Consider the following 18,648-nt stretch of genomic DNA (forward strand, 5'->3'; position numbering starts at 1 on the left):
CAAATAGACTTTTCGCCCTTTTTAATTTAATAAGTTCTTACAAATGCTAAATAGAAGACATATTCGTATTAAAGTGATGCAAACCCTTTATGCGTTTAAAGGTGGAGAAAGTGATGATTTCCACAAAGATGAGCGATTCTTGCTTCAAAGTCTTGATCACATGTATGATTTACACCTCTTAATGTTGTCGCTTTTAATTGAAGTGCAAAAACGCGCAGAGGATCATCAGGAGAAATCCCAACGTAAAATTTTAGCAACCAAAGAAGACAAAAATCCCAACACAAAATTTATTAATAACGAAGTTTTACAACTCTTAAGAGAAGACAGATCGCTTCAAATTGAGATTGAAAAACGAAAAGTAGATTATTGGTATCTCGATTTTGAGTATGTCGATATTATCTTTAAAAGTATCGTGGAAAGTGAGTTGTATAAAGATTATATGGCTACCACTGTTTCTACCTTTAAAGAAGATAGGAACTTTATAGCGGATGTGTTTAGTGAAATCATTGCGCCTAATGAGAAGCTTTACGATTATATTGAGGATAAGAGATTGACTTGGTTAGACGATTTACCGGTTGTAAATACGGGAATTCTGAAACTGCTGAGCAAAGTAAAGAAAGAGAACAGTGCCATCTACTTTACACCAAAGCTTTTTAAAGACACGGAAGATAAGGAGTTTGCTACGACGTTGTTTAAGAAAACGGTTCTTAATAAATCGAAGTTTAACGAAGAAATTGCGGCTAAAACCAAAAACTGGGATGCTGATCGTATTGCTAGTTTAGATGCGGTTTTACTTCAAATGGCAATTTGTGAATTTCAAAAATTCCCATCCATCCCTGTAAAGGTAACCATCAATGAATATATTGATATTGCAAAAGAATATTCGACGCCTAAAAGTAGTTTCTTCATCAATGGTATTTTAGATAAAATTGTTAAGGAATACACTGAAAAAGGCGAGTTAAATAAAATAGGACGAGGGTTGATGTAATAAGAAATTATTGCTATTTTTACATTCTCATATTTTATTTGAATTAAACATTTAAAAAAAAGAGTATAATGAAAAAAATAATGTTAGGTGTTAGCGCACTATGTATGGTAGCTTTTATGTCTTGTAAAGAAGATGCTACAGCAAAAATCAAATCGGAAAATGTAGCTGAAGCTGCAGAAAGAGATGCTAATTCAGGAAATTTCGCAGTAATCGAATTTGAAGAAACTGAACACGACTTTGGAACTATTAAAAATGGAACTCCAGTAGAAACTGTATTTAAATATAAAAATACTGGTACATCTCCATTAGTTGTTAGTGATATTAAAAGTACTTGCGGTTGTACAGTACCATCAGATTGGACAAGACAAGTTGCTCCTGGAGAAACTGGTGAGTTCAATGTAAAGTTTGACGGTAAAGGAAATGGAATGGTTACAAAATCAATCACCATGTCAACCAATACTGAAAAAGGATCAGAAACAGTAAGAATTAAAGCAATGGTAGAAGGTGATGCTGGTTCAGTACAACCTGCTGCACAAGGAAACGTTCAATCTATCATGCAACAACCAGCTGTTAAATCAAGCACACAACCTGGCCACGAAGGTCATAATCACGACTAATAATAATTAAGAATTAATGGGAGAAGGAATAAGTTCATTTTTGCCTTTTATAGCAATGTTTGCTGTAGTGTATTTTTTTATGATTGCACCACAAATGAAACGTGCCAAAAAGGAGAAAAAGTTTGCAAGTGAATTAAAAAGAGGCGACAGAGTAATTACCAAAAGCGGAATGCACGGTAAAATTGTTGACCTAAATGATAAAGATGGCAGTTGTGTTATTGAAACGTTGGCTGGAAAGATCAAGTTTGATCGTTCTGCAATTTCAATGGAATTGAGTAGCAAGCTTATGGCTGACTCAGCAGCAACTACTACAACAAAATAATTTTTATTTATTGAATTTAAAAAAGCCACTGTAAAGTGGCTTTTTTTTGTTTTAACAATTTTTGTATTTGTCGTGAAGTCCGACGCCTTTTAAAATCATCGGTTTTATTTTTTCCAATCTGGAAAGTTTAGTAGCATCGCGTTTTGCCGTTTCAATATGGTCAGCGTATTCTCTCTGTTTTCCTGGTGTGAGCTTTTTAAAGGACTCCTTTAACTCTGCATCTTCTTCAAATGCCTCCTTTAAGAACTCCGGAAGAGCCACGGTTTTGCCTTTGCGTTCAGGTTGTAATTCCTTCCCCAGTTGCTGATTGTCGATGGCTTCTTTTACGTAAGCCAACACTGATGATTTATCAATGTCTTCTACAGAATTAAATCGCATTTGTCGTAAGCCTTTGGTTTTCTCTTGAGCTTGTTCCAACAACTTTTTTTCGTCTTTTAAAAAGACACCGTTAAAGAACCAAATGCAGAAATGGTTTTTAAACGCACCAAGGCCCAACACATTTTTTCCGTTAAGGGAGTATACTGGAGCATTCCATTTTAAAGTTTCCTCCAATTCAGTAGAAGTGATAATTTCTCGTAAAATTTGAAGCGCTTCACTAAAATGCGCATGAACTTCAAAATAGTCTTCAACAGAATTTACTTTTTGCATAAGGTGCTTTTTAATTAAAAATTTGTCGTCTTCTTAAAATCTGCAATCAATTATTGAATAGAATCAAAACCGAAAGCAACTCAGTATTTTACTGCTTTAATGCTGTCAATTCTGCAATCTTACAAATTACCATCGTAGCTTTAATCATACTTTCAACAGGAACATATTCATAACGTCCGTGGAAATTATGACCTCCCGCAAAGATGTTAGGGCATGGTAAGCCCATATAACTTAATTGAGAACCGTCAGTTCCACCGCGTATTGGTTTGATGATAGGTTTGATATTAAGAGCAAGCATCGCTTCTTCTGCAATATCTACAATGTGCATTACCGGTTCAATTTTCTCTTTCATATTGAAATATTGATCCTTAATATCTATCGTAACCACTTCACGCTCATATTGCGTGTTCAAATCGAAAGTCAATTGGCGCATGGCTTCTTTTCTGGCGTTGAAATGGTCCTTGTTGTGGTCTCTAATAATATATTTTAAAACCGTCTCATCAACACTGCCATCAATGCTTGCAAGGTGGAAGAATCCTTGGTAATCCTCAGTATGCTCAGGCGTTTCCAACATAGGAAGCGAGTTGATAAACTCAGTAGCAATGTACATGGAGTTGATCATTTTGCCTTTTGCATAACCAGGATGTACAATTTTACCTTGAATTTTCACTGTTGCACCCGCCGCATTGAAATTCTCATATTCCAATTCGCCAATTTGACTACCGTCCATGGTGTAAGCCCATTCAGCGCCGAATTTCTCTACGTCAAATTTATGAGCCCCACGACCGATTTCTTCATCTGGAGTAAAACCTACACGAATTTCGCCGTGCTTAATTTCAGGATGCTGAATGAGGTACTCCATTGCAGATACAATCTCAGTAATTCCTGCTTTATCATCCGCACCTAAAAGCGTAGTTCCATCAGTGGTGATGAGTGTTTGACCTGTATATTGTAATAAATCATCAAACAAATCAGGCGATAGAATAATGTCTTGCTCAGCATTTAAAACGATGTCTTTGCCATCATAATTCTCAATAATCTGTGGTTTGACATTCGCTCCTGTAAAATCTGGCGACGTATCAAAATGAGATACAAATCCAATTACAGGCACCTCATGGTCCACATTACTGGGTAAGGTTGCCATGATATATGCATTCTGATCAATGGAAACGTCTTTCATGCCAATAGCAGTGAGCTCTTTAACCAGCGCATGTGCTAAATCCCACTGTTTTTCAGTGCTCGGCGTAGTATCTGAATTAGGATCAGACTCAGTGTCAATAGTGACGTAACTTATAAATCTATCAATGATGTGTTTTTTGTCAATCATGTTTTTTTTCTTTTACTATGCAAAATAAAGCATATTCAAATGAACAATTACAATGTTAAATAAATTTTCAATAAATATCCTCTATTTAACATGGGGTTCTAATTTGTATTATGGAATAAATAAATGTATCAATTCAATTATTTTCTTATATTTGATTGATATTCTTATGATTATGTAAGTTTTTAAGATAATATGTAATAAAATTGTATAGTCTTTAGCTTATTTAATGAAGATTTTAAATAGTTGGCTTTTATGTTCATTATGGTTTCGATTCATAGCAAGAACGTTTATTAAATCAACCTACCTTTTTTGCTTCCTAATGCCAACTTTTTATCAGATTTTAATTCTGCCCCTTTTATAGTTTTTAAATAATTCAGACGTAAAACAGTGTCCATGTGGATTGCTACAAGTGTTGTACTTGACCATGTAAACTCTTTCGGCGTGTAAACTGATTTTTAATAATTAATCCTTAATTCAATATATTATGAAAAAAAATTACCTTTTATTTTTTCTGATTATGTTTTCCTATTCATTGTATGCCCAAAAAGTGACGGGTATTGTGAAAGATGAGAACGACCAAGCCTTAAGTGGTGTCACCATTATGGTTAAAGGCACTTTAGCGGGCACAATTTCTGATTTTGATGGTAAATACGAAGTAAATGCTGATATAGGAGACAAGTTGATTTTTTCCTATGTCGGTTATAATTCGCAAGAGATTACCGTAGAAGGTACTACGCTTAATGTAGCCATGAAGCCTGGAGTATCCTTAAATGAAATTGTACTCGTGGGGAGTAGAAATCCTGCAAGGACTGCCGTTAATTCCTTAGCACCAGTAGATGTAATTGACGTTTCTGAGCTTGTAGCAAGTAGTCCGCAAGTCAACTTGAATCAAATTTTAAATTTCGTAGCACCTTCTTTTTCATCCAATACGCAAACAATTGCTGATGGGACGGATCATATTGATCCTGCTTCTTTAAGGGGCCTCGGTCCAGATCAGGTATTGGTGCTTATTAACGGGAAACGACGCCATACATCATCTTTGGTTAATGTGAATGGAACCTTTGGAAGGGGAAGTGTCGGAACCGATTTAAACGCGATTCCTACAGCGGCTATTAGACGTATTGAAGTGTTAAGAGATGGTGCTGCTGCGCAATATGGTAGTGATGCCATTGCAGGGGTGATCAATATTGTACTTGACAATGCGACTAACGAATTAAAATTGAATGTGACCACAGGCGCTCATTTTACTAAAAATGCGAATGAACAAACTGGCGGCGTGGATGGTGCAACAACCAATATTAGTGCTAATTATGGTTTGAAGATAGGGGAGAGAGGCGGTTACATCAACTTCACTGGAGATTTTGATTACAGAGATGATTATAATCGTATGAAAGAGTGGGAAGGAACTATTTTTAATAAATATAATACGATAGAGCGCTTAGCTTCCGCAGAGGGTTACGATCTTACTAAACTATTGGATAATGATGTCAGTGATGTGATTAAATACGGAAATCAAGCAGGTTTTAACCTCGATCCAAATGCGACAAAAGCAGAACTTGGGCCTATTTTGAAAATCGATAATACGGCGGCTGAATTGGCCAGTAGAAACCTAACGCGATCAGATTTTAACATGCGCGTTGGACAATCTCAAGTGAGAGGAGGGCGATTCTTTGCAAACTTTTCTTTACCGTTAGATGATAATGGGTCTGAAGTCTATTCTTTTGGAGGTTTGAGTTCCCGTACTGGTAATTCTGCAGGGTTTTATCGTCTGCCTAACCAAAGTAGAACGTATACTCCAGCTTATATCAACGGGTTTTTACCAGAAATCAATTCCACCCTTACAGATCAATCACTTTCTGTTGGTGTAAAAGGTAAAATAGGGGATTGGAATGCTGATTTCAGTAACACCTATGGTAAAAACGCATTTCTATATACTATTGGAAACACGTTTAATGCATCCTTACAAAATGCATCTCCAACAACGTTTGATGCGGGTGGCTTTAACTTTTCTCAAAACACAGTTAATTTAGATCTGAATCATTTTTATGAGGATATATTTTCTGGGCTTAACGTTGCGTTTGGAGCAGAATATCGTCTTGAAAACTATCAAATAGTTGCAGGAGAAGCAGCTTCGTACTTACAATATACTGCCCAAGGCGAGGGTATTACATTGGCCAGTCAGCAACCTTCCTTAGACTTCTTTGGTAATCCAAGACCGGGTGGCGCACAAGTGTTCCCAGGCTTTAGTCCGAAAAACGAAGTCAATAGAGGTCGCAATAGTATTGCAGGATATGTCGATTTTGAAGCTGATATTACGGAATCCTTCTTGTTGAGTTTTGCTTCCCGATTTGAGGATTACTCTGATTTTGGATCGACCATTAATTTCAAACTGGCAGCACTTTTAAAAGTGAATGAAAGCTTGAATTTAAGAATCGCAGGTAATACCGGATTTAGAGCACCTTCATTACATCAATTAAATTTCAATTCTACATCTACTATCTTTGATCAAGCAGGAAATCCACAGGAAGTGGGAACTTTTGCGAATGATAGCCGTGCGGCAAAATTGTTGGGAATTCCAGAACTTAAGCAAGAAACTTCAAAAAGTTTAAGTCTAGGTTTTACAATGAAATTGCCTGACGCAGGAATTAATATAACCGTGGATGGTTATTATGTAGGTATTGATGATAGAGTGGTTTATACAGGTCAATTTGTGGGCCCTGGTACAGGTACAGAATTGGATCGATTGTTAGCGCAAGCCAATGCAACGGCGGCTTCCTTTTTTGCTAATGCCATTGATACCGAATCTAAGGGGTTGGATTTAGTTTTTACCCATAGAATGAGTCTTGGTGCTAATATGTTGCTTAAAAATGATTTGGCAGCAACATTCTCAAAAACCAAAAAAGTGGGAGCCATAAACGCATCTCGCGTTTTGGAAGATGCTGGTTTAGTGAACACTTATTTCGCAGAAGATAGCCGCATATACTTAGAGGAGGCAGTGCCGAATACAAAAGTAAACTTATCACATACTTTGAGTTCTGGCGATTTTAACTTTTTCCTACGTAACGTGTATTTTGGAGAAGTTACTGAAGCAACAACCATCGTAGCGTTTCAGGAGGTGTTAAGTTCAAAAATAGTCACAGATCTTTCTGTAGGATATAAATTTGCAGATAGTTTTATGCTTACCGTTGGGGCTAATAATTTGTTCGATATTTATCCGGATCGTCTTGGTAAGGACCTTGATGGCAAAGGGAATAATAATCGTAGTGAAGGCCGTTTCGATTGGTCACGAAGAGCACAGCAATTTGGAATGGGCGGACGATTTTTATTTGCAAGACTAAGCTTTAACTTTAAATAAATTTTTTTAATGATTCACTTTAAAAACTACCCTATATTTGGGTAGTTTTTTATTTTTGTGACCTATGTATAAAACCTTACTTCGACCACTTCTTTTTTTATTCGATCCGGAATCCGTTCATCATTTCACCTTTAAATTAATAAGGTTTGCCAATACTGTAGGCTTTGGCAGTGTTTTTAAAAGCACCTATCAAGTAGCCGATAAGGCTCTTGAACGTCAACTTTTTGGACTAAAATTCCCTAATCCTGTAGGTCTTGCTGCCGGTTTTGATAAGGACGCGAAGCTTTATAAAGAACTTTCAAATTTAGGTTTCGGTTTTATTGAAATTGGAACCGTGACCCCTAAGCCACAACCTGGTAATGAAAAACCACGCTTATTTAGGCTTAAAGAAGACTCCGCTATTATCAATAGAATGGGTTTTAATAATGGTGGGGTAGAGGAAGCGGTTGAACGTTTAAAGGAAAATGCTGCGGTGGGTAATAAAAACCGTGTATTGATTGGTGGCAACATCGGTAAAAATAAGATAACGCCAAATGAAGACGCCGTTAATGATTATATCATCTGCTTTGATGCACTTTTTGATTATGTCGATTATTTTGTGGTTAACGTAAGTTCACCAAATACGCCAAACCTTCGTGCGCTACAGGAAAAGAAACCATTGACTGATTTATTGCAAACGCTTCAGAATAAAAATAATCTAAAGCAAAAACGAAAACCAATTCTTTTAAAAATTGCTCCTGATTTAACTGATGAGCAACTTTTAGATATTATTGATATTGTTAACGTCACCAAAATTGACGGAGTTATTGCTACCAATACGACTATTTCAAGGGAAGGACTGCAAAGCGAAAATAAAGAGGAAATGGGCGGCTTAAGTGGGCGTCCGTTAACAAAAAGATCTACGGAAGTCATTCGGTTTTTAGCTGAGAAAAGCAATAAGGCATTTCCAATTATTGGAGTGGGAGGGATTCATTCGCCAAAAGATGCCTTAGAAAAATTGGATGCTGGCGCTGATTTAGTACAATTGTATACTGGATTTATTTATGAAGGGCCTCAGTTAATAAAAGATATTAATAACGCAATTTTAAATAGGGCATAAGATGCAATAATGCCAGTTTAGACGTTCAACAATGAACGGTCTAATTTACCATGATAGAAGCTCTCATCTCTTTTTCAGTCGCTACCCTTGCATTGGCCATTTCTCCAGGTCCAGATAACATTTATGTGCTCACACAATCGTTGATCAATGGGACTAAAAGCGGTATTGCTACAACGGCAGGATTGATAAGTGGTTGTATTGTTCACACGACCTTATTAGCCTTCGGAATTTCCGCAATTATCACCACTTCAGAAACACTTTTTTATGGCATAAAAGTTTTAGGAGCTTGTTATTTACTCTTCTTAGCTTATAAAGTGTATCAAAGTGATGATGCCATTTTATTAACTACCGATGCACCCAAGAAATCTTATTGGGAACTTTTTAAAACTGGGGTAATTATGAATTTGCTCAATCCGAAAGTGATGATTTTCTTTTTGGCATTTTTCCCTGGTTTTTTGTGGGATAAAGATGGGAATACGGTGACGCAGTTTTATGTGTTGGGCATTGTGTTTATGGTGGTGTCCTTTCTGACTTTTAGTAGTATTGCAGTAATGGCTGGACGAATTTCTAATATTATTGTTGAGAAAAAAGGCGTTGGGGTGTTTTTGAAATGGCTCCAAATACTTGTCTTTGTAGGTATAGCCCTGTACATAATTGCAGTCTAAATAACATCGCTTTAAGTGTAAATGTCTGTAAATCATATTTTTAAAATGTGATTCTTGGGTTTTTGGTATTGCTTATGTGTATGAAATGCTGTACATTAGTCTTTAACTCAAGTAAGCACTTATGAAAAACTCGGCAATTCTTATAGGAATAATTCTAATATGTTATTCCTGCAATTCTGGTGATAAGAAAACTTCAGATTCAGTATCTAAAAATAATACCGATCAGGTCAGCAGTAAGGCAGGGCAAAAATCGTACGATTGTCTTAAAAATTATCAAGAAGATTACAGTAAATTACTCACAAAAGAGGAAATGGCTGCGGCGTATCCTATCGATTTTGAAAAGGCAAAACACGAATTGCGATCAGGAAGTTATGGTGAGTATGTGTATAGATGGCCAAGTGATCGTCCGTCGTTCACCATTGAAGTCAGTGGAATGAAAATCCAGAATCCCGACCAAAATACGATAGGTATAAAAATGCTTTCTTTTTTCTCTGACAAAACTGATGCTCAATCAGCTGCGGAAACTTTTGATATGGCTTACAAACAATTATCCGATGAAGAGTTGGATAAAATTAAAGCTAATCTCGATAAACAAAATGATGAGATTAAAAAGACTGGGGAAGATATGATGAAAGTCCGTGCCAAGCGCAGTTGGGAGTTTGTAGAAGGTTTGGGATCACGGGCTTGGTATAAGTGGGATGACCAATATGGAGGTGAATTGGCAGTGTTGGCTGGAAAATCTAAATTTTATATCATTAATAAAATCAGTAATGATCCACGAGAAAATCTCGAGGTTGCGAAAAAATTGGCTGAAAAGGTCATTGTAAAATGTGATTGATCACTTATCAGAATAGTATAATTGCCGACTTTTGATAGATGTAAATTTTATGTTTTTCCGAGTTTATTTGGGAGTAAAGAACTGAAATGCTAATTTGGTTTCTCGAAAAATAATTCTGAAGTGATTTTTTTATAGGGATGGATTTTGTGTTCAAATGAATTCCTATCTTTGAACCCATGCAACACGTTAAAATCATAGAATGTCCAAGAGATGCCATGCAAGGCATCAAGGACTTTATTCCAACAGATAAAAAAGTACAATACATCCAGTCGCTGTTGCGTGTCGGTTTTGATACTATCGATTTTGGAAGTTTTGTATCGCCAAAGGCCATTCCGCAAATGGTGGATACCGCTGAGGTGCTATCCAAATTGGATCTTTCCAAAACGAAAAGCAAGCTCCTTGCAATTATCGCCAATACCAGAGGTGCGGAAGATGCTTCTGTACATCCTGAAATCAATTATTTGGGCTATCCATTCTCCATTTCTGAAAATTTTCAAATGCGGAATACCCATAAAACGATTGCAGAATCTGTGGTGACCTTAAACGAAATATTAGAAATTGCCGATAAAACCAATAACGAGGTGGTAGTGTATATTTCTATGGGATTCGGTAATCCTTATGGTGATCCATGGAATGTTGATATTGTGGGCGATTGGACAGAACGCTTGGCGAATATGGGCGTGAAAATTCTATCGTTGAGTGATACCGTTGGAACTTCTAATCCGGAGAATATCAACTATTTGTTCTCTAATTTAATTCCGAAATATCCGCATATCGAATTTGGTGCACATCTCCATACAACACCTTTATCATGGCATGAAAAAGTAGATGCGGCGTATAACGCAGGCTGTCTGCGGTTTGATGGTGCCATTCAAGGCTTTGGAGGTTGTCCTATGGCAAAGGATGAATTGACCGGCAACATGCCAACTGAAAAATTACTTTCCTATTTTACGACAAAACAACGTTGCGATCTTAACGCATTAAGCTTCGAAAGTGCATATAATGAGGCCACAAAAATCTTTAAGGCCTACCATTAATCATTTTTATATACTGTTAGTCGGCGTATTTTCAATCCGTTAAGGCTTTGTTAAAAATATTATTTTAAATTAATCTAAATAAGCTTTGTGGAATTAAATTCCTGTTTTATTTTTGCCGAATAATTAATTATACATAATCATTCTAAATAAAAATAAATTCAAACTTTCAAGATGAAAAATATTTTATTGGTAGTAGCGCTATTAATTTCAGCTGTTACTTTTTCGCAAAAGGATCAAGATTCCATCAAAAACAACAAAAAAGAACAGAATTCTGCTGAACGTATTCTTTCGGGAAATATTAGCTCTGGGGTAACAGTTGGCGGTTATGGTGAAATTACTTACAATCAGCCAGAAGGCGATAATGGCGAACTTGACGTACAGCGTTTGGTATTAATGTTCGGTTATAAATTTAATGACAAAGTGCAATTTGTAACTGAAGTAGAATTCGAACACGTTAGTGAAGTTTACGTAGAACAAGCTTTTTTACAGTACAGTTTAAATGATAATGTGAACCTTAGAGGTGGATTGATGCTTGTGCCGATGGGAATCATCAACGAATACCACGAACCAACGACTTTTAATGGTGTTGAACGCCCAAGTATGGACAACAGCATTGTGCCAACAACGTGGAGAGAAATTGGTGTTGGTGTTGCCGGTACTATGGATGACGCATCATTACGCTACCAAGCCTATATTTTTAATGGATTTGCATCAGTTAATGGATCTAAGTTTTTAGGCGGAAAAGATGGCTTGAGAAACGGAAGACAAAAAGGAATAAAATCTACAGTTGATTCTCCTAACTTTTCAGCAAAAGTAGATTATTACGGATTGCCAGGTTTACGTCTTGGATTATCTGGTTATGTTGGACGCTCACAAGCTGAAGATGACGTAGAGGAATTAGAGGGCTCAAGTATTGGTATTTCTATGGTTGGCCTTGATGCACGCTACAATTTCAAACGTTTTGCAGCTCGCGGACAGTTTGTATATTCATCTTTGACTGATACGGAAGCATATAATGAATTGCATTATGATTTAGATGCTAACCCGAAACAAGGTTTAGGAAGTGCGATGCAAGGTTGGTATTTAGAGGCTGCGTATAACTTGTTACCAATGACCAAAAAACAACAACTATATGCTTTTGCACGCTATGAAGAATACGATACTAATGCATCTGTTAGTGGCGATTTGTTAGTGAATGATGCCTATAACAGAAGTGATTGGACTGTAGGTCTATCTTATAAATTAGCTCCTGGAGCAGTATTAAAAGCCGATTATCAGTTTAAAAATGATGCCACGACTGCTAGTTTGGCAAACCAATTAAACTTTGGTATTGGTGTTTGGTTCTAAAACCATTCAATACTAAAAAGTAGCCAAATGCTAGAGAAAAAAATGCTCTAGCTTTTGGCATATTTATTGGACAAGAGAAACATTTAAATATCTTTGTTACATGAATTTGAAATTAACCATTATCCTTTTTATACTTACGGCTTTTCAAAATGTTGAATTGCCTAAAAATATACAGAAGAAAGTTGATAAGCAAATTACCGAAACGTTCGAGACAACTGCGTTTAAGTACGACGCATTAAAAGTGACTTCAGAAGTAGCGAAGGGCTTGCCGTCGAAATTTGGATCGGATAATTTTTTTAAAATTCATTCCAAAAACAAATTGATAGGTTATGCTTATGTTTCCAAAGCACCAAGTAAAACCGATGAATTTGATTATTTGGTGTTATTAAATCCTGACCTTGTTGTCTTAAGTACAAAGGTTTTGATATATCGTGAAGATTACGGCGGAGAGATTGGCAGTAAGCGTTGGTTAAAACAATTTACTGGAAAGACCCAAAATGATAATCTGCGTTATGGCGATAATATAATGGCTATTTCCGGGGCTACTATTTCAGTGAGATCAATGACTTCTGCAATGAACGATTTGTTGAAATCTCTAAAAATTCTTCATTCCAAAAACATCATTTAGCATGCAACTCAATGGCTTAATTTTCACATTTCCTAAGGAAATAAAATTTTTAATTGCAGCTTTTATAATCGTGTTAAGCGTTGGGTTTTATACGGGGTTACTTTTTGTAGGTGATACCTCAGGCGCTCAGCCCAAAGGCATAGAAGAACAGTATTTAGGAAATGAAAATGACGAAGCCGCTACGGTTATGAAATTTAAAAAAAGTGAGCAGGAGATGCTTACCTTGGTTCATAACCACATCTTATCCATGTCGATAATTTTCTTTCTGGTTGGATCCATCCTAAGTACAACGCAGTTAAATAAAAAATTCAAACTCTTTCTAATAGTTGAGCCTTTTCTATCAGTAATCTTAACATTTGGAGGGCTTTATTTTCTTTGGTCAGGCCACCTTTGGATGAAATATATCGTCATGTTTTCAGGAATGTTGATGGCACTTACGTTCACCTGCTCTGTAGTGATAATTTTAGTACAATTATTCCAGTCTAAGAAGAGAGCATTGACGCAGTAAGTTGGTTATTTTTAAGGAATTTTCCTGTTGATGAATTTAATTACTGAGCATCAGCAAGTCCTTTTATCACACATTATTCTTCATATCAAGTTTTATAAATATTAAAAGTGCATTTAGTACAGAATAAAATAATTATTTTATGAGAATCCGAAAACTATTTTCGGTATAAATATTGTATATTTGCACGCAATTAAAACGTAATTGCAATGACAGCACACGAAAGCAAAATAGTAGGTGAGGGATTAACCTATGATGATGTCCTACTAATTCCCGCATATTCTGAAGTCCTTCCACGAGAGGTCAATATTCAAACCCAGTTTACACGTAATATCAAGATCAACATTCCAATTGTGTCCGCAGCTATGGATACGGTTACTGAAAGTGCTATGGCCATTGCTATTGCGAGAGAAGGTGGTATTGGCGTGTTGCACAAAAACATGACCATTGCACAGCAGGCCAATGAAGTGCGTAAAGTGAAGCGTGCTGAAAGCGGTATGATCACTGATCCAGTGACCTTGCCTTTAACGGCAACTGTTTTGGATGCTAAGCAAAATATGGCGGAACACAGTATTGGTGGGATTCCTATTACTGATGAGAATGGCGTTTTAAAAGGGATTGTTACAAATCGTGACCTGCGTTTTGAAAAAGATGGTACACGTCCTATTGTTGAGGTGATGACCAAAGATAATTTGGTAACCGCTGCAGTTGGTACGTCATTGCGAGATGCTGAAGGCATTCTTCAAAAAAATAAAATCGAAAAATTGCTGATTGTTGACGAGAATTATAAACTCGCCGGATTAATCACTTTTAGAGATATCACAAAATTAACTACAAAACCAATTTCAAATAAGGACACTTTTGGTCGCTTGCGCGTTGCTGCTGCTATTGGAGTTACTGGAGATGCGGTGGAGAGAGCAGAAGCTTTAGTGAAATCTGGAGTAGATGCAGTCATTATTGATACCGCTCACGGACATACGAGAGGTGTGGTGACTATTTTAAAAGAAATCAAAAAACAATTTCCTGAACTAGAAGTAGTCGTTGGTAATATAGCTACTGCTGAAGCTGCAAAGTATTTGGTAGAAGCTGGTGCTGATGCTATTAAAGTAGGAATCGGACCTGGTTCAATTTGTACTACAAGAGTAGTTGCAGGTGTTGGATATCCTCAGTTTTCGGCAGTTTTAGAAGTTGCAGCCGCTATAAAAGGTTCAGGCGTTCCAGTTATTGCTGATGGTGGAATTCGCTATACTGGTGATATTCCTAAAGCAATTGCCGCTGGTGCTGACACTGTTATGTTAGGTTCCCTATTGGCAGGTACAAAAGAATCTCCTGGAGAAACTATTATTTATGAAGGTCGAAAATACAAATCCTATAGAGGGATGGGTTCAGTTGACGCCATGAAACAAGGTAGTAAGGACCGTTATTTCCAAGATGTTGAAGATGATATCAAGAAATTAGTTCCAGAAGGTATTGTTGGACGCGTACCATACAAAGGAGAGCTTTTTGAAAGCATTCACCAATTTATCGGCGGTTTACGTGCTGGAATGGGATATTGTGGTGCAAAAGATGTTGAAACGCTTAAGGAAACTGGCCGTTTCGTGAAAATCACCTCTTCTGGTATTAACGAAAGTCACCCACATGATGTGACCATTACCGAAGAGTCTCCTAATTATTCAAGATAATTTCACGGATTTCATTATATATAAAACACGACCTTTATGGGTCGTGTTTTTTTTTTATGGAATTATAAAGTTTTCAGTGTCTAAGTGTTGAAATTCTACAGTTGCGAATTATGGATATTCAATGTTCATAATTTCAAATGTGCGGTCTTCTTTTGCCAATTTTAAAACAGCGATGTCGCCCACATTCTTATCGGTCAATAATTTGGCAATTGGCGATAAAAATGAAATCTTACCCTTTGATATATCAGCTTCATCAACCCCTACGATTTGATATTTTTGAAGTTTTTTGTCGTTGCCTATTTTTAAGGTGATTATTGCTCCAAAGCGCACTTCGTCTTGGGGTTGGGTAGAAAGGTCCACGATTTTAGCGGTTATAATGCGATTGTTTAGCAGTTGTAATTTGGCATTTATATAATTTGTGGCGATTCGTTTTTCCTTTTCATCGGTCATATCTAAGGCATCACGTTCCGCATTGAGCCGTTCTTTCTCCTCCAATAATTCATCCATACCAGCCTGTGTCATATAATTGATAGCGCCCTCTGGTAAATCAGCTCTTGGCGGAACCATTGGTACTTCTTCTTGATCTTCTTCTTTAACAAATCCTCTGCTCATGATTTTTGCTTTTGATGTTTGAATACTCAGAATTAGCCCTATTAAAGGCTAAAACGATGATTTATGAAGATACTAAGAATACTGCAAACCTCTTGTCTGTATACGTTGATTAATGAATGCTATGACTATTAGCACTGCAAATTGGTGACCATTTACGTACTCAGGATGATTAGGATTCTTTAAGGAGTTCCGTTAATACTTGTTTAAAGACATCAACTGGTTGTGCGCCAGTAACGGCACTTTTCCTGTTGAATACAATCGTTGGCACCGAAGTTACACCTAATTGACGCCAAAATTCTTCAGCATTCTTTATGTCAGTACGTGATTTTTCATCCTCGAGCTTTGCTAAAGCTTCATCAGCATTTAAACCTACTTCCAATAAAATTTGTTTTAAGACGGCTCTATCTGAAACATCTTTACGTTCGCTAAAAAAGGCTTTAGTCAAACCCATTTTTAGTTCAGTTTGCTTGTCAAATTCCTTAGCATAATCCAATAAAACATGAGCGTCAAAGGTGTTGACAATTCGCATATCATCAAAATAATCGAACTTGAAATCAACTTCTTCACCTGCAGCAATCATGTGTTGGTGAGATGCATTTTGCTGTTCCGGCGTAGAACCATATTTTTCTGCCAGATGTTCCTGTAAATTTTGGCCTTCTGCAGACATGTTTGGATTTAATTCAAAAGGTTGCCATTCAATCTCAACCTGATCTTGAATGCCCATTTCAGTAATCGCTTTTTCCAAACGTTTGTAACCTATGGTGCACCATGGGCATACCACATCTGAAACGATATCAATTTTTAAATTTTCTTTCATTGTTTTAAATTTTGTCTAATTCTTAATCGTAAAAAATTGCGGAAACTTTCAATTAAATTTTTAAAAATCCTCGAAAACCGCGACCAGCATAGTAAGCTTGAGCCCCGTTGTGATACACAAAAACCGTGTTAAATCGGAAATCTCCAAAAATAGCACCACCTAACTTCCTTATTTTTGGAGGTGTTTGTAGCCAACTGGATGTTTTTGTATCGAAATCGCCGAATTTTTGCAATTCTCGATATTGGTCTTCAGTTAATAATTCAATTCCCATTTCTGAAGCCATATCAACAGCATTGTTCTTAGGTTTATGTTCTTTTCTCGATTCTAAACCTTCTCTGTCGTAACAAACACTTCTTCTGCCTTGAGGACTTTCCGCAGAACAATCATAGAAATGATAATTAGTTTTCGCTGTGCCATCAGCAATCACATCAGGTTCGCCACCGGTTCTCTCCATTTCCTTGAGTGACCACAACGCATTGGGATTAGCCCTTAACGTTTCATCCACCGCAGTCCAATCAACCTGGGCATGCCTGTTCATGTTTTCAGTAAAACGTTTTTTTAAAATTGTAATTAAGTCTTCTTGTTGTTCAGCAGATAACTGTTTTTGAGATGTCATGGTCAAAATTTTTATAGTGCAATGATGTTCTTTATTAAAAATTATTGATGTTAACGCTAACACTATAAAAAAAACAGTAACGGTTTTAATTTTGTTCTATTTGCGAAACGTTTTTCACACCCATTTTACGTCTAATTTTTTTAATTCTGATTTTAAATCCGCAATTGAATCTTTGTGGATAGGCGGAATTTGTATTTTCATTCTTTCAGTAGTGGAGCTCAAGATATATTCACCCGAGGCATGTTTAATTTGTGTGATTTCCTCTAATTTCATTTGCTTTCCGAATAGCCAATTCTGCTTTATGATGCCGTTATCAATAGATAAATAACCCTTAGTTTTCTGATTGTAATAGACTATGAGGTGAAAGGCAGGGAGTAAAAACCAAAAACAATTTAACCAATTTGGGTTTTCATTCATTGTGACTTGTAAAATGGCATTTAAAAGCCAAATAACACCTGAAATCAAATTGAGGGTCGTCTGCTTTTTTGAATACTGTATTCTAATCATATAATAATTTTTCCGCTATAATTCCTGTTGCCCAATGAATCCTTATTTTATCTAATATAATCCATATTTTCATTTTGCTCCTTTTTCTGAAGTGAAAAATCTGCTTTGCGATGCCCATTTAGTCATCATAAATCTTTTAAAAAGTAAACTATAGCTTTCCTGGAACATCTTAAAAAGTTCCTAAACAGGTTCCCTCAATAAATATAAAGTCATAAAATCCAAGTTTATAAAACCATAAAACTGTAATTTCGCGCCAAATAATGATAACATTCAATGACGGATTTTAAACCTATAATTAAGGTTCTTGAAGAGGCTTATGAAATTCCGCATTTGCAGGCTACCAGAAAAATATCTGCGTTGTTGCCTTACAATTACTATGAAACGGATAAACATTTCCCTGTGCTTTATTTACAGGATGGGCAAAATTTGTTTAACCCCATGTCTCCTTTTGGCGATTGGGCTATAGATCAGTCGTTGGCAAAACTGGCCGAGCAGGGCATGAGTGATATTATTGTCATTGCTATAGATCATGGAGAAGACGAGCGTATCACTGAGTATCTGCCGTATTACCATCCGAGATATGGTGACGGGAAAGGCAATTTCTATATTCAGTTTATCCTTGAAAAATTAATTCCTTACATTAACAGTAATTATAGGACGCTGCCTGATTTTCAAAATACGGGGATTGGTGGGAGTTCTTTGGGAGGGCTGATTAGCCTACACGCGGGATTGTCAAATCCGGGTGTTTTTGGTAAAATGATGATCTTTTCACCAAGTCTGTGGATTGCGAAAACAATTTTCAATCAAACGGAATCATTTCAGCCTTTACAGGAGTCTAAAATTTATTTGTATTCAGGAGGTAATGAAAGTGCAGAACATTTGCCAAATGCCCAAAAATTAGAAGCCATTTTTAGAGAAAAAATGGTTGAAAACCATGCGATAGATTTCCATTTTTCAATCAATGAAATAGGAAAGCATGCGGAAATTTATTGGAAACATGAGTTTCCAAAAGCTGTGAAATGGCTTTATTTTTAATTT

The 18,648-nt window shown here is 36.5% G+C and carries 19 protein-coding genes; 13 read left to right on the forward strand and 6 right to left on the reverse strand.

Features of this window, described 5'->3' with window-relative positions:
• Window positions 1–43: 43 nt before the first annotated feature.
• The 3 genes from nusB (at window position 44) to yajC (ending at window position 1,927) form a co-directional block, all read left to right on the forward strand.
• Window positions 44–988 carry a transcription antitermination factor NusB gene (nusB, locus tag Q0947_RS00695; RefSeq protein WP_299390176.1) on the forward strand — a complete coding sequence of 315 codons (945 nt, stop codon included), beginning with the start codon at window positions 44–46 and terminating at the stop codon, window positions 986–988.
• Window positions 989–1,056: 68 nt separating this feature from the next.
• Complete coding sequence (locus Q0947_RS00700) at window positions 1,057–1,605, forward strand: DUF1573 domain-containing protein (RefSeq protein ID WP_299390179.1); 549 nt, start codon at window positions 1,057–1,059, stop codon at window positions 1,603–1,605.
• A gap of 16 nt (window positions 1,606–1,621) precedes the next feature.
• Window positions 1,622–1,927 carry a preprotein translocase subunit YajC gene (yajC, locus tag Q0947_RS00705; protein WP_299390182.1) on the forward strand — a complete coding sequence of 102 codons (306 nt, stop codon included), beginning with the start codon at window positions 1,622–1,624 and terminating at the stop codon, window positions 1,925–1,927.
• Between the two features lie 51 nt (window positions 1,928–1,978).
• Here yajC and Q0947_RS00710 read toward each other — a convergent pair whose 3' ends face one another.
• Together Q0947_RS00710 and pepT are read right to left on the reverse strand one after the other, a co-directional pair.
• On the reverse strand, window positions 1,979–2,575 hold the full coding sequence (locus Q0947_RS00710; RefSeq protein ID WP_299390185.1) for a DUF1801 domain-containing protein: 597 nt from the start codon (window positions 2,573–2,575) through the stop codon (window positions 1,979–1,981).
• A gap of 88 nt (window positions 2,576–2,663) precedes the next feature.
• Window positions 2,664–3,902, reverse strand: coding sequence for a peptidase T (gene pepT, locus Q0947_RS00715; protein WP_299390188.1), 1,239 nt, complete (start codon window positions 3,900–3,902; stop codon window positions 2,664–2,666).
• Between the two features lie 484 nt (window positions 3,903–4,386).
• Between pepT and Q0947_RS00720 the strand changes: the two genes are divergently transcribed.
• The 9 genes from Q0947_RS00720 to guaB all read left to right on the forward strand — a co-directional run bounded on the left by Q0947_RS00720 (window position 4,387) and on the right by guaB (window position 15,058).
• Window positions 4,387–7,257, forward strand: coding sequence for a TonB-dependent receptor (locus Q0947_RS00720; protein ID WP_299390191.1), 2,871 nt, complete (start codon window positions 4,387–4,389; stop codon window positions 7,255–7,257).
• Between the two features lie 64 nt (window positions 7,258–7,321).
• Window positions 7,322–8,356, forward strand: coding sequence for a quinone-dependent dihydroorotate dehydrogenase (locus tag Q0947_RS00725; protein ID WP_299390194.1), 1,035 nt, complete (start codon window positions 7,322–7,324; stop codon window positions 8,354–8,356).
• Window positions 8,357–8,406: 50 nt separating this feature from the next.
• Window positions 8,407–9,021 carry a LysE family translocator gene (locus tag Q0947_RS00730; RefSeq protein ID WP_299390197.1) on the forward strand — a complete coding sequence of 205 codons (615 nt, stop codon included), beginning with the start codon at window positions 8,407–8,409 and terminating at the stop codon, window positions 9,019–9,021.
• A 121-nt stretch (window positions 9,022–9,142) separates the two neighbouring features.
• Entirely contained in the window at window positions 9,143–9,859 is a 717-nt protein-coding gene (locus Q0947_RS00735) for a hypothetical protein (protein WP_299390200.1), read from the forward strand.
• A gap of 176 nt (window positions 9,860–10,035) precedes the next feature.
• Entirely contained in the window at window positions 10,036–10,896 is an 861-nt protein-coding gene (locus Q0947_RS00740; protein ID WP_299390203.1) for a hydroxymethylglutaryl-CoA lyase, read from the forward strand.
• A 171-nt stretch (window positions 10,897–11,067) separates the two neighbouring features.
• Window positions 11,068–12,243, forward strand: a complete 1,176-nt coding sequence (locus tag Q0947_RS00745; protein ID WP_299390205.1) for a porin — start codon at window positions 11,068–11,070, stop codon at window positions 12,241–12,243.
• A gap of 100 nt (window positions 12,244–12,343) precedes the next feature.
• The gene (locus tag Q0947_RS00750) at window positions 12,344–12,871 is read left to right on the forward strand and encodes an FMN-binding protein (RefSeq protein ID WP_299390208.1); all 528 of its coding nucleotides are present in this window, start codon (window positions 12,344–12,346) and stop codon (window positions 12,869–12,871) included.
• Between the two features lies 1 nt (window position 12,872).
• Complete coding sequence (locus Q0947_RS00755) at window positions 12,873–13,379, forward strand: hypothetical protein (RefSeq protein WP_299390212.1); 507 nt, start codon at window positions 12,873–12,875, stop codon at window positions 13,377–13,379.
• A gap of 206 nt (window positions 13,380–13,585) precedes the next feature.
• Window positions 13,586–15,058, forward strand: coding sequence for an IMP dehydrogenase (gene guaB / locus Q0947_RS00760; protein WP_299390215.1), 1,473 nt, complete (start codon window positions 13,586–13,588; stop codon window positions 15,056–15,058).
• Between the two features lie 108 nt (window positions 15,059–15,166).
• On the opposite strand, the gene Q0947_RS00765 is transcribed toward guaB, so the two are convergent.
• From Q0947_RS00765 to Q0947_RS00780, 4 genes are all read right to left on the reverse strand, one after another.
• Window positions 15,167–15,670: a GreA/GreB family elongation factor gene (locus Q0947_RS00765; RefSeq protein ID WP_299390218.1), complete on the reverse strand. Its 504-nt coding sequence runs from the start codon at window positions 15,668–15,670 to the stop codon at window positions 15,167–15,169.
• 169 nt (window positions 15,671–15,839) lie between these two features.
• Entirely contained in the window at window positions 15,840–16,487 is a 648-nt protein-coding gene (locus Q0947_RS00770) for a DsbA family oxidoreductase (protein WP_299390221.1), read from the reverse strand.
• A 52-nt stretch (window positions 16,488–16,539) separates the two neighbouring features.
• A complete protein-coding gene (locus tag Q0947_RS00775) occupies window positions 16,540–17,103 on the reverse strand; it encodes a DUF4256 domain-containing protein (protein WP_299390224.1) in 564 nt (187 codons plus the stop codon).
• Window positions 17,104–17,217: 114 nt separating this feature from the next.
• Window positions 17,218–17,610 carry a hypothetical protein gene (locus Q0947_RS00780; protein WP_299390227.1) on the reverse strand — a complete coding sequence of 131 codons (393 nt, stop codon included), beginning with the start codon at window positions 17,608–17,610 and terminating at the stop codon, window positions 17,218–17,220.
• A gap of 273 nt (window positions 17,611–17,883) precedes the next feature.
• Here Q0947_RS00780 and Q0947_RS00785 point away from each other — a divergent pair, with 273 nt between their 5' ends.
• Window positions 17,884–18,645 (forward strand): alpha/beta hydrolase-fold protein, encoded by a 762-nt coding sequence (locus Q0947_RS00785; RefSeq protein WP_299390230.1) that lies wholly within the window; start codon window positions 17,884–17,886, stop codon window positions 18,643–18,645.
• Window positions 18,646–18,648: the final 3 nt, after the last annotated feature.

The organism is uncultured Gelidibacter sp. (assembly GCF_947500795.1).
In the GTDB taxonomy this organism is placed as follows: Bacteria; Bacteroidota; Bacteroidia; order Flavobacteriales; family Flavobacteriaceae; genus Gelidibacter.

What these genes read in the sequence shown, in the direction of transcription:
- Q0947_RS00750 (WP_299390208.1), top strand. Translation starts at nt 12,344, where the DNA reads ATGAATTTGAAATTAACCATTATCCTTTTTATACTTACGGCTTTTCAA.
- Q0947_RS00780 (WP_299390227.1), bottom strand. Translation starts at nt 17,610, where the DNA reads ATGATTAGAATACAGTATTCAAAAAAGCAGACGACCCTCAATTTGATT.
- nusB (WP_299390176.1), top strand. Translation starts at nt 44, where the DNA reads ATGCTAAATAGAAGACATATTCGTATTAAAGTGATGCAAACCCTTTAT.
- Q0947_RS00785 (WP_299390230.1), top strand. Translation starts at nt 17,884, where the DNA reads ATGACGGATTTTAAACCTATAATTAAGGTTCTTGAAGAGGCTTATGAA.
- guaB (WP_299390215.1), top strand. Translation starts at nt 13,586, where the DNA reads ATGACAGCACACGAAAGCAAAATAGTAGGTGAGGGATTAACCTATGAT.
- Q0947_RS00755 (WP_299390212.1), top strand. Translation starts at nt 12,873, where the DNA reads ATGCAACTCAATGGCTTAATTTTCACATTTCCTAAGGAAATAAAATTT.
- Q0947_RS00710 (WP_299390185.1), bottom strand. Translation starts at nt 2,575, where the DNA reads ATGCAAAAAGTAAATTCTGTTGAAGACTATTTTGAAGTTCATGCGCAT.
- yajC (WP_299390182.1), top strand. Translation starts at nt 1,622, where the DNA reads ATGGGAGAAGGAATAAGTTCATTTTTGCCTTTTATAGCAATGTTTGCT.
- Q0947_RS00745 (WP_299390205.1), top strand. Translation starts at nt 11,068, where the DNA reads ATGAAAAATATTTTATTGGTAGTAGCGCTATTAATTTCAGCTGTTACT.
- Q0947_RS00720 (WP_299390191.1), top strand. Translation starts at nt 4,387, where the DNA reads ATGAAAAAAAATTACCTTTTATTTTTTCTGATTATGTTTTCCTATTCA.
- Q0947_RS00735 (WP_299390200.1), top strand. Translation starts at nt 9,143, where the DNA reads ATGAAAAACTCGGCAATTCTTATAGGAATAATTCTAATATGTTATTCC.
- Q0947_RS00730 (WP_299390197.1), top strand. Translation starts at nt 8,407, where the DNA reads ATGATAGAAGCTCTCATCTCTTTTTCAGTCGCTACCCTTGCATTGGCC.
- Q0947_RS00770 (WP_299390221.1), bottom strand. Translation starts at nt 16,487, where the DNA reads ATGAAAGAAAATTTAAAAATTGATATCGTTTCAGATGTGGTATGCCCA.
- Q0947_RS00700 (WP_299390179.1), top strand. Translation starts at nt 1,057, where the DNA reads ATGAAAAAAATAATGTTAGGTGTTAGCGCACTATGTATGGTAGCTTTT.
- Q0947_RS00740 (WP_299390203.1), top strand. Translation starts at nt 10,036, where the DNA reads ATGCAACACGTTAAAATCATAGAATGTCCAAGAGATGCCATGCAAGGC.
- Q0947_RS00775 (WP_299390224.1), bottom strand. Translation starts at nt 17,103, where the DNA reads ATGACATCTCAAAAACAGTTATCTGCTGAACAACAAGAAGACTTAATT.
- Q0947_RS00725 (WP_299390194.1), top strand. Translation starts at nt 7,322, where the DNA reads ATGTATAAAACCTTACTTCGACCACTTCTTTTTTTATTCGATCCGGAA.
- Q0947_RS00765 (WP_299390218.1), bottom strand. Translation starts at nt 15,670, where the DNA reads ATGAGCAGAGGATTTGTTAAAGAAGAAGATCAAGAAGAAGTACCAATG.
- pepT (WP_299390188.1), bottom strand. Translation starts at nt 3,902, where the DNA reads ATGATTGACAAAAAACACATCATTGATAGATTTATAAGTTACGTCACT.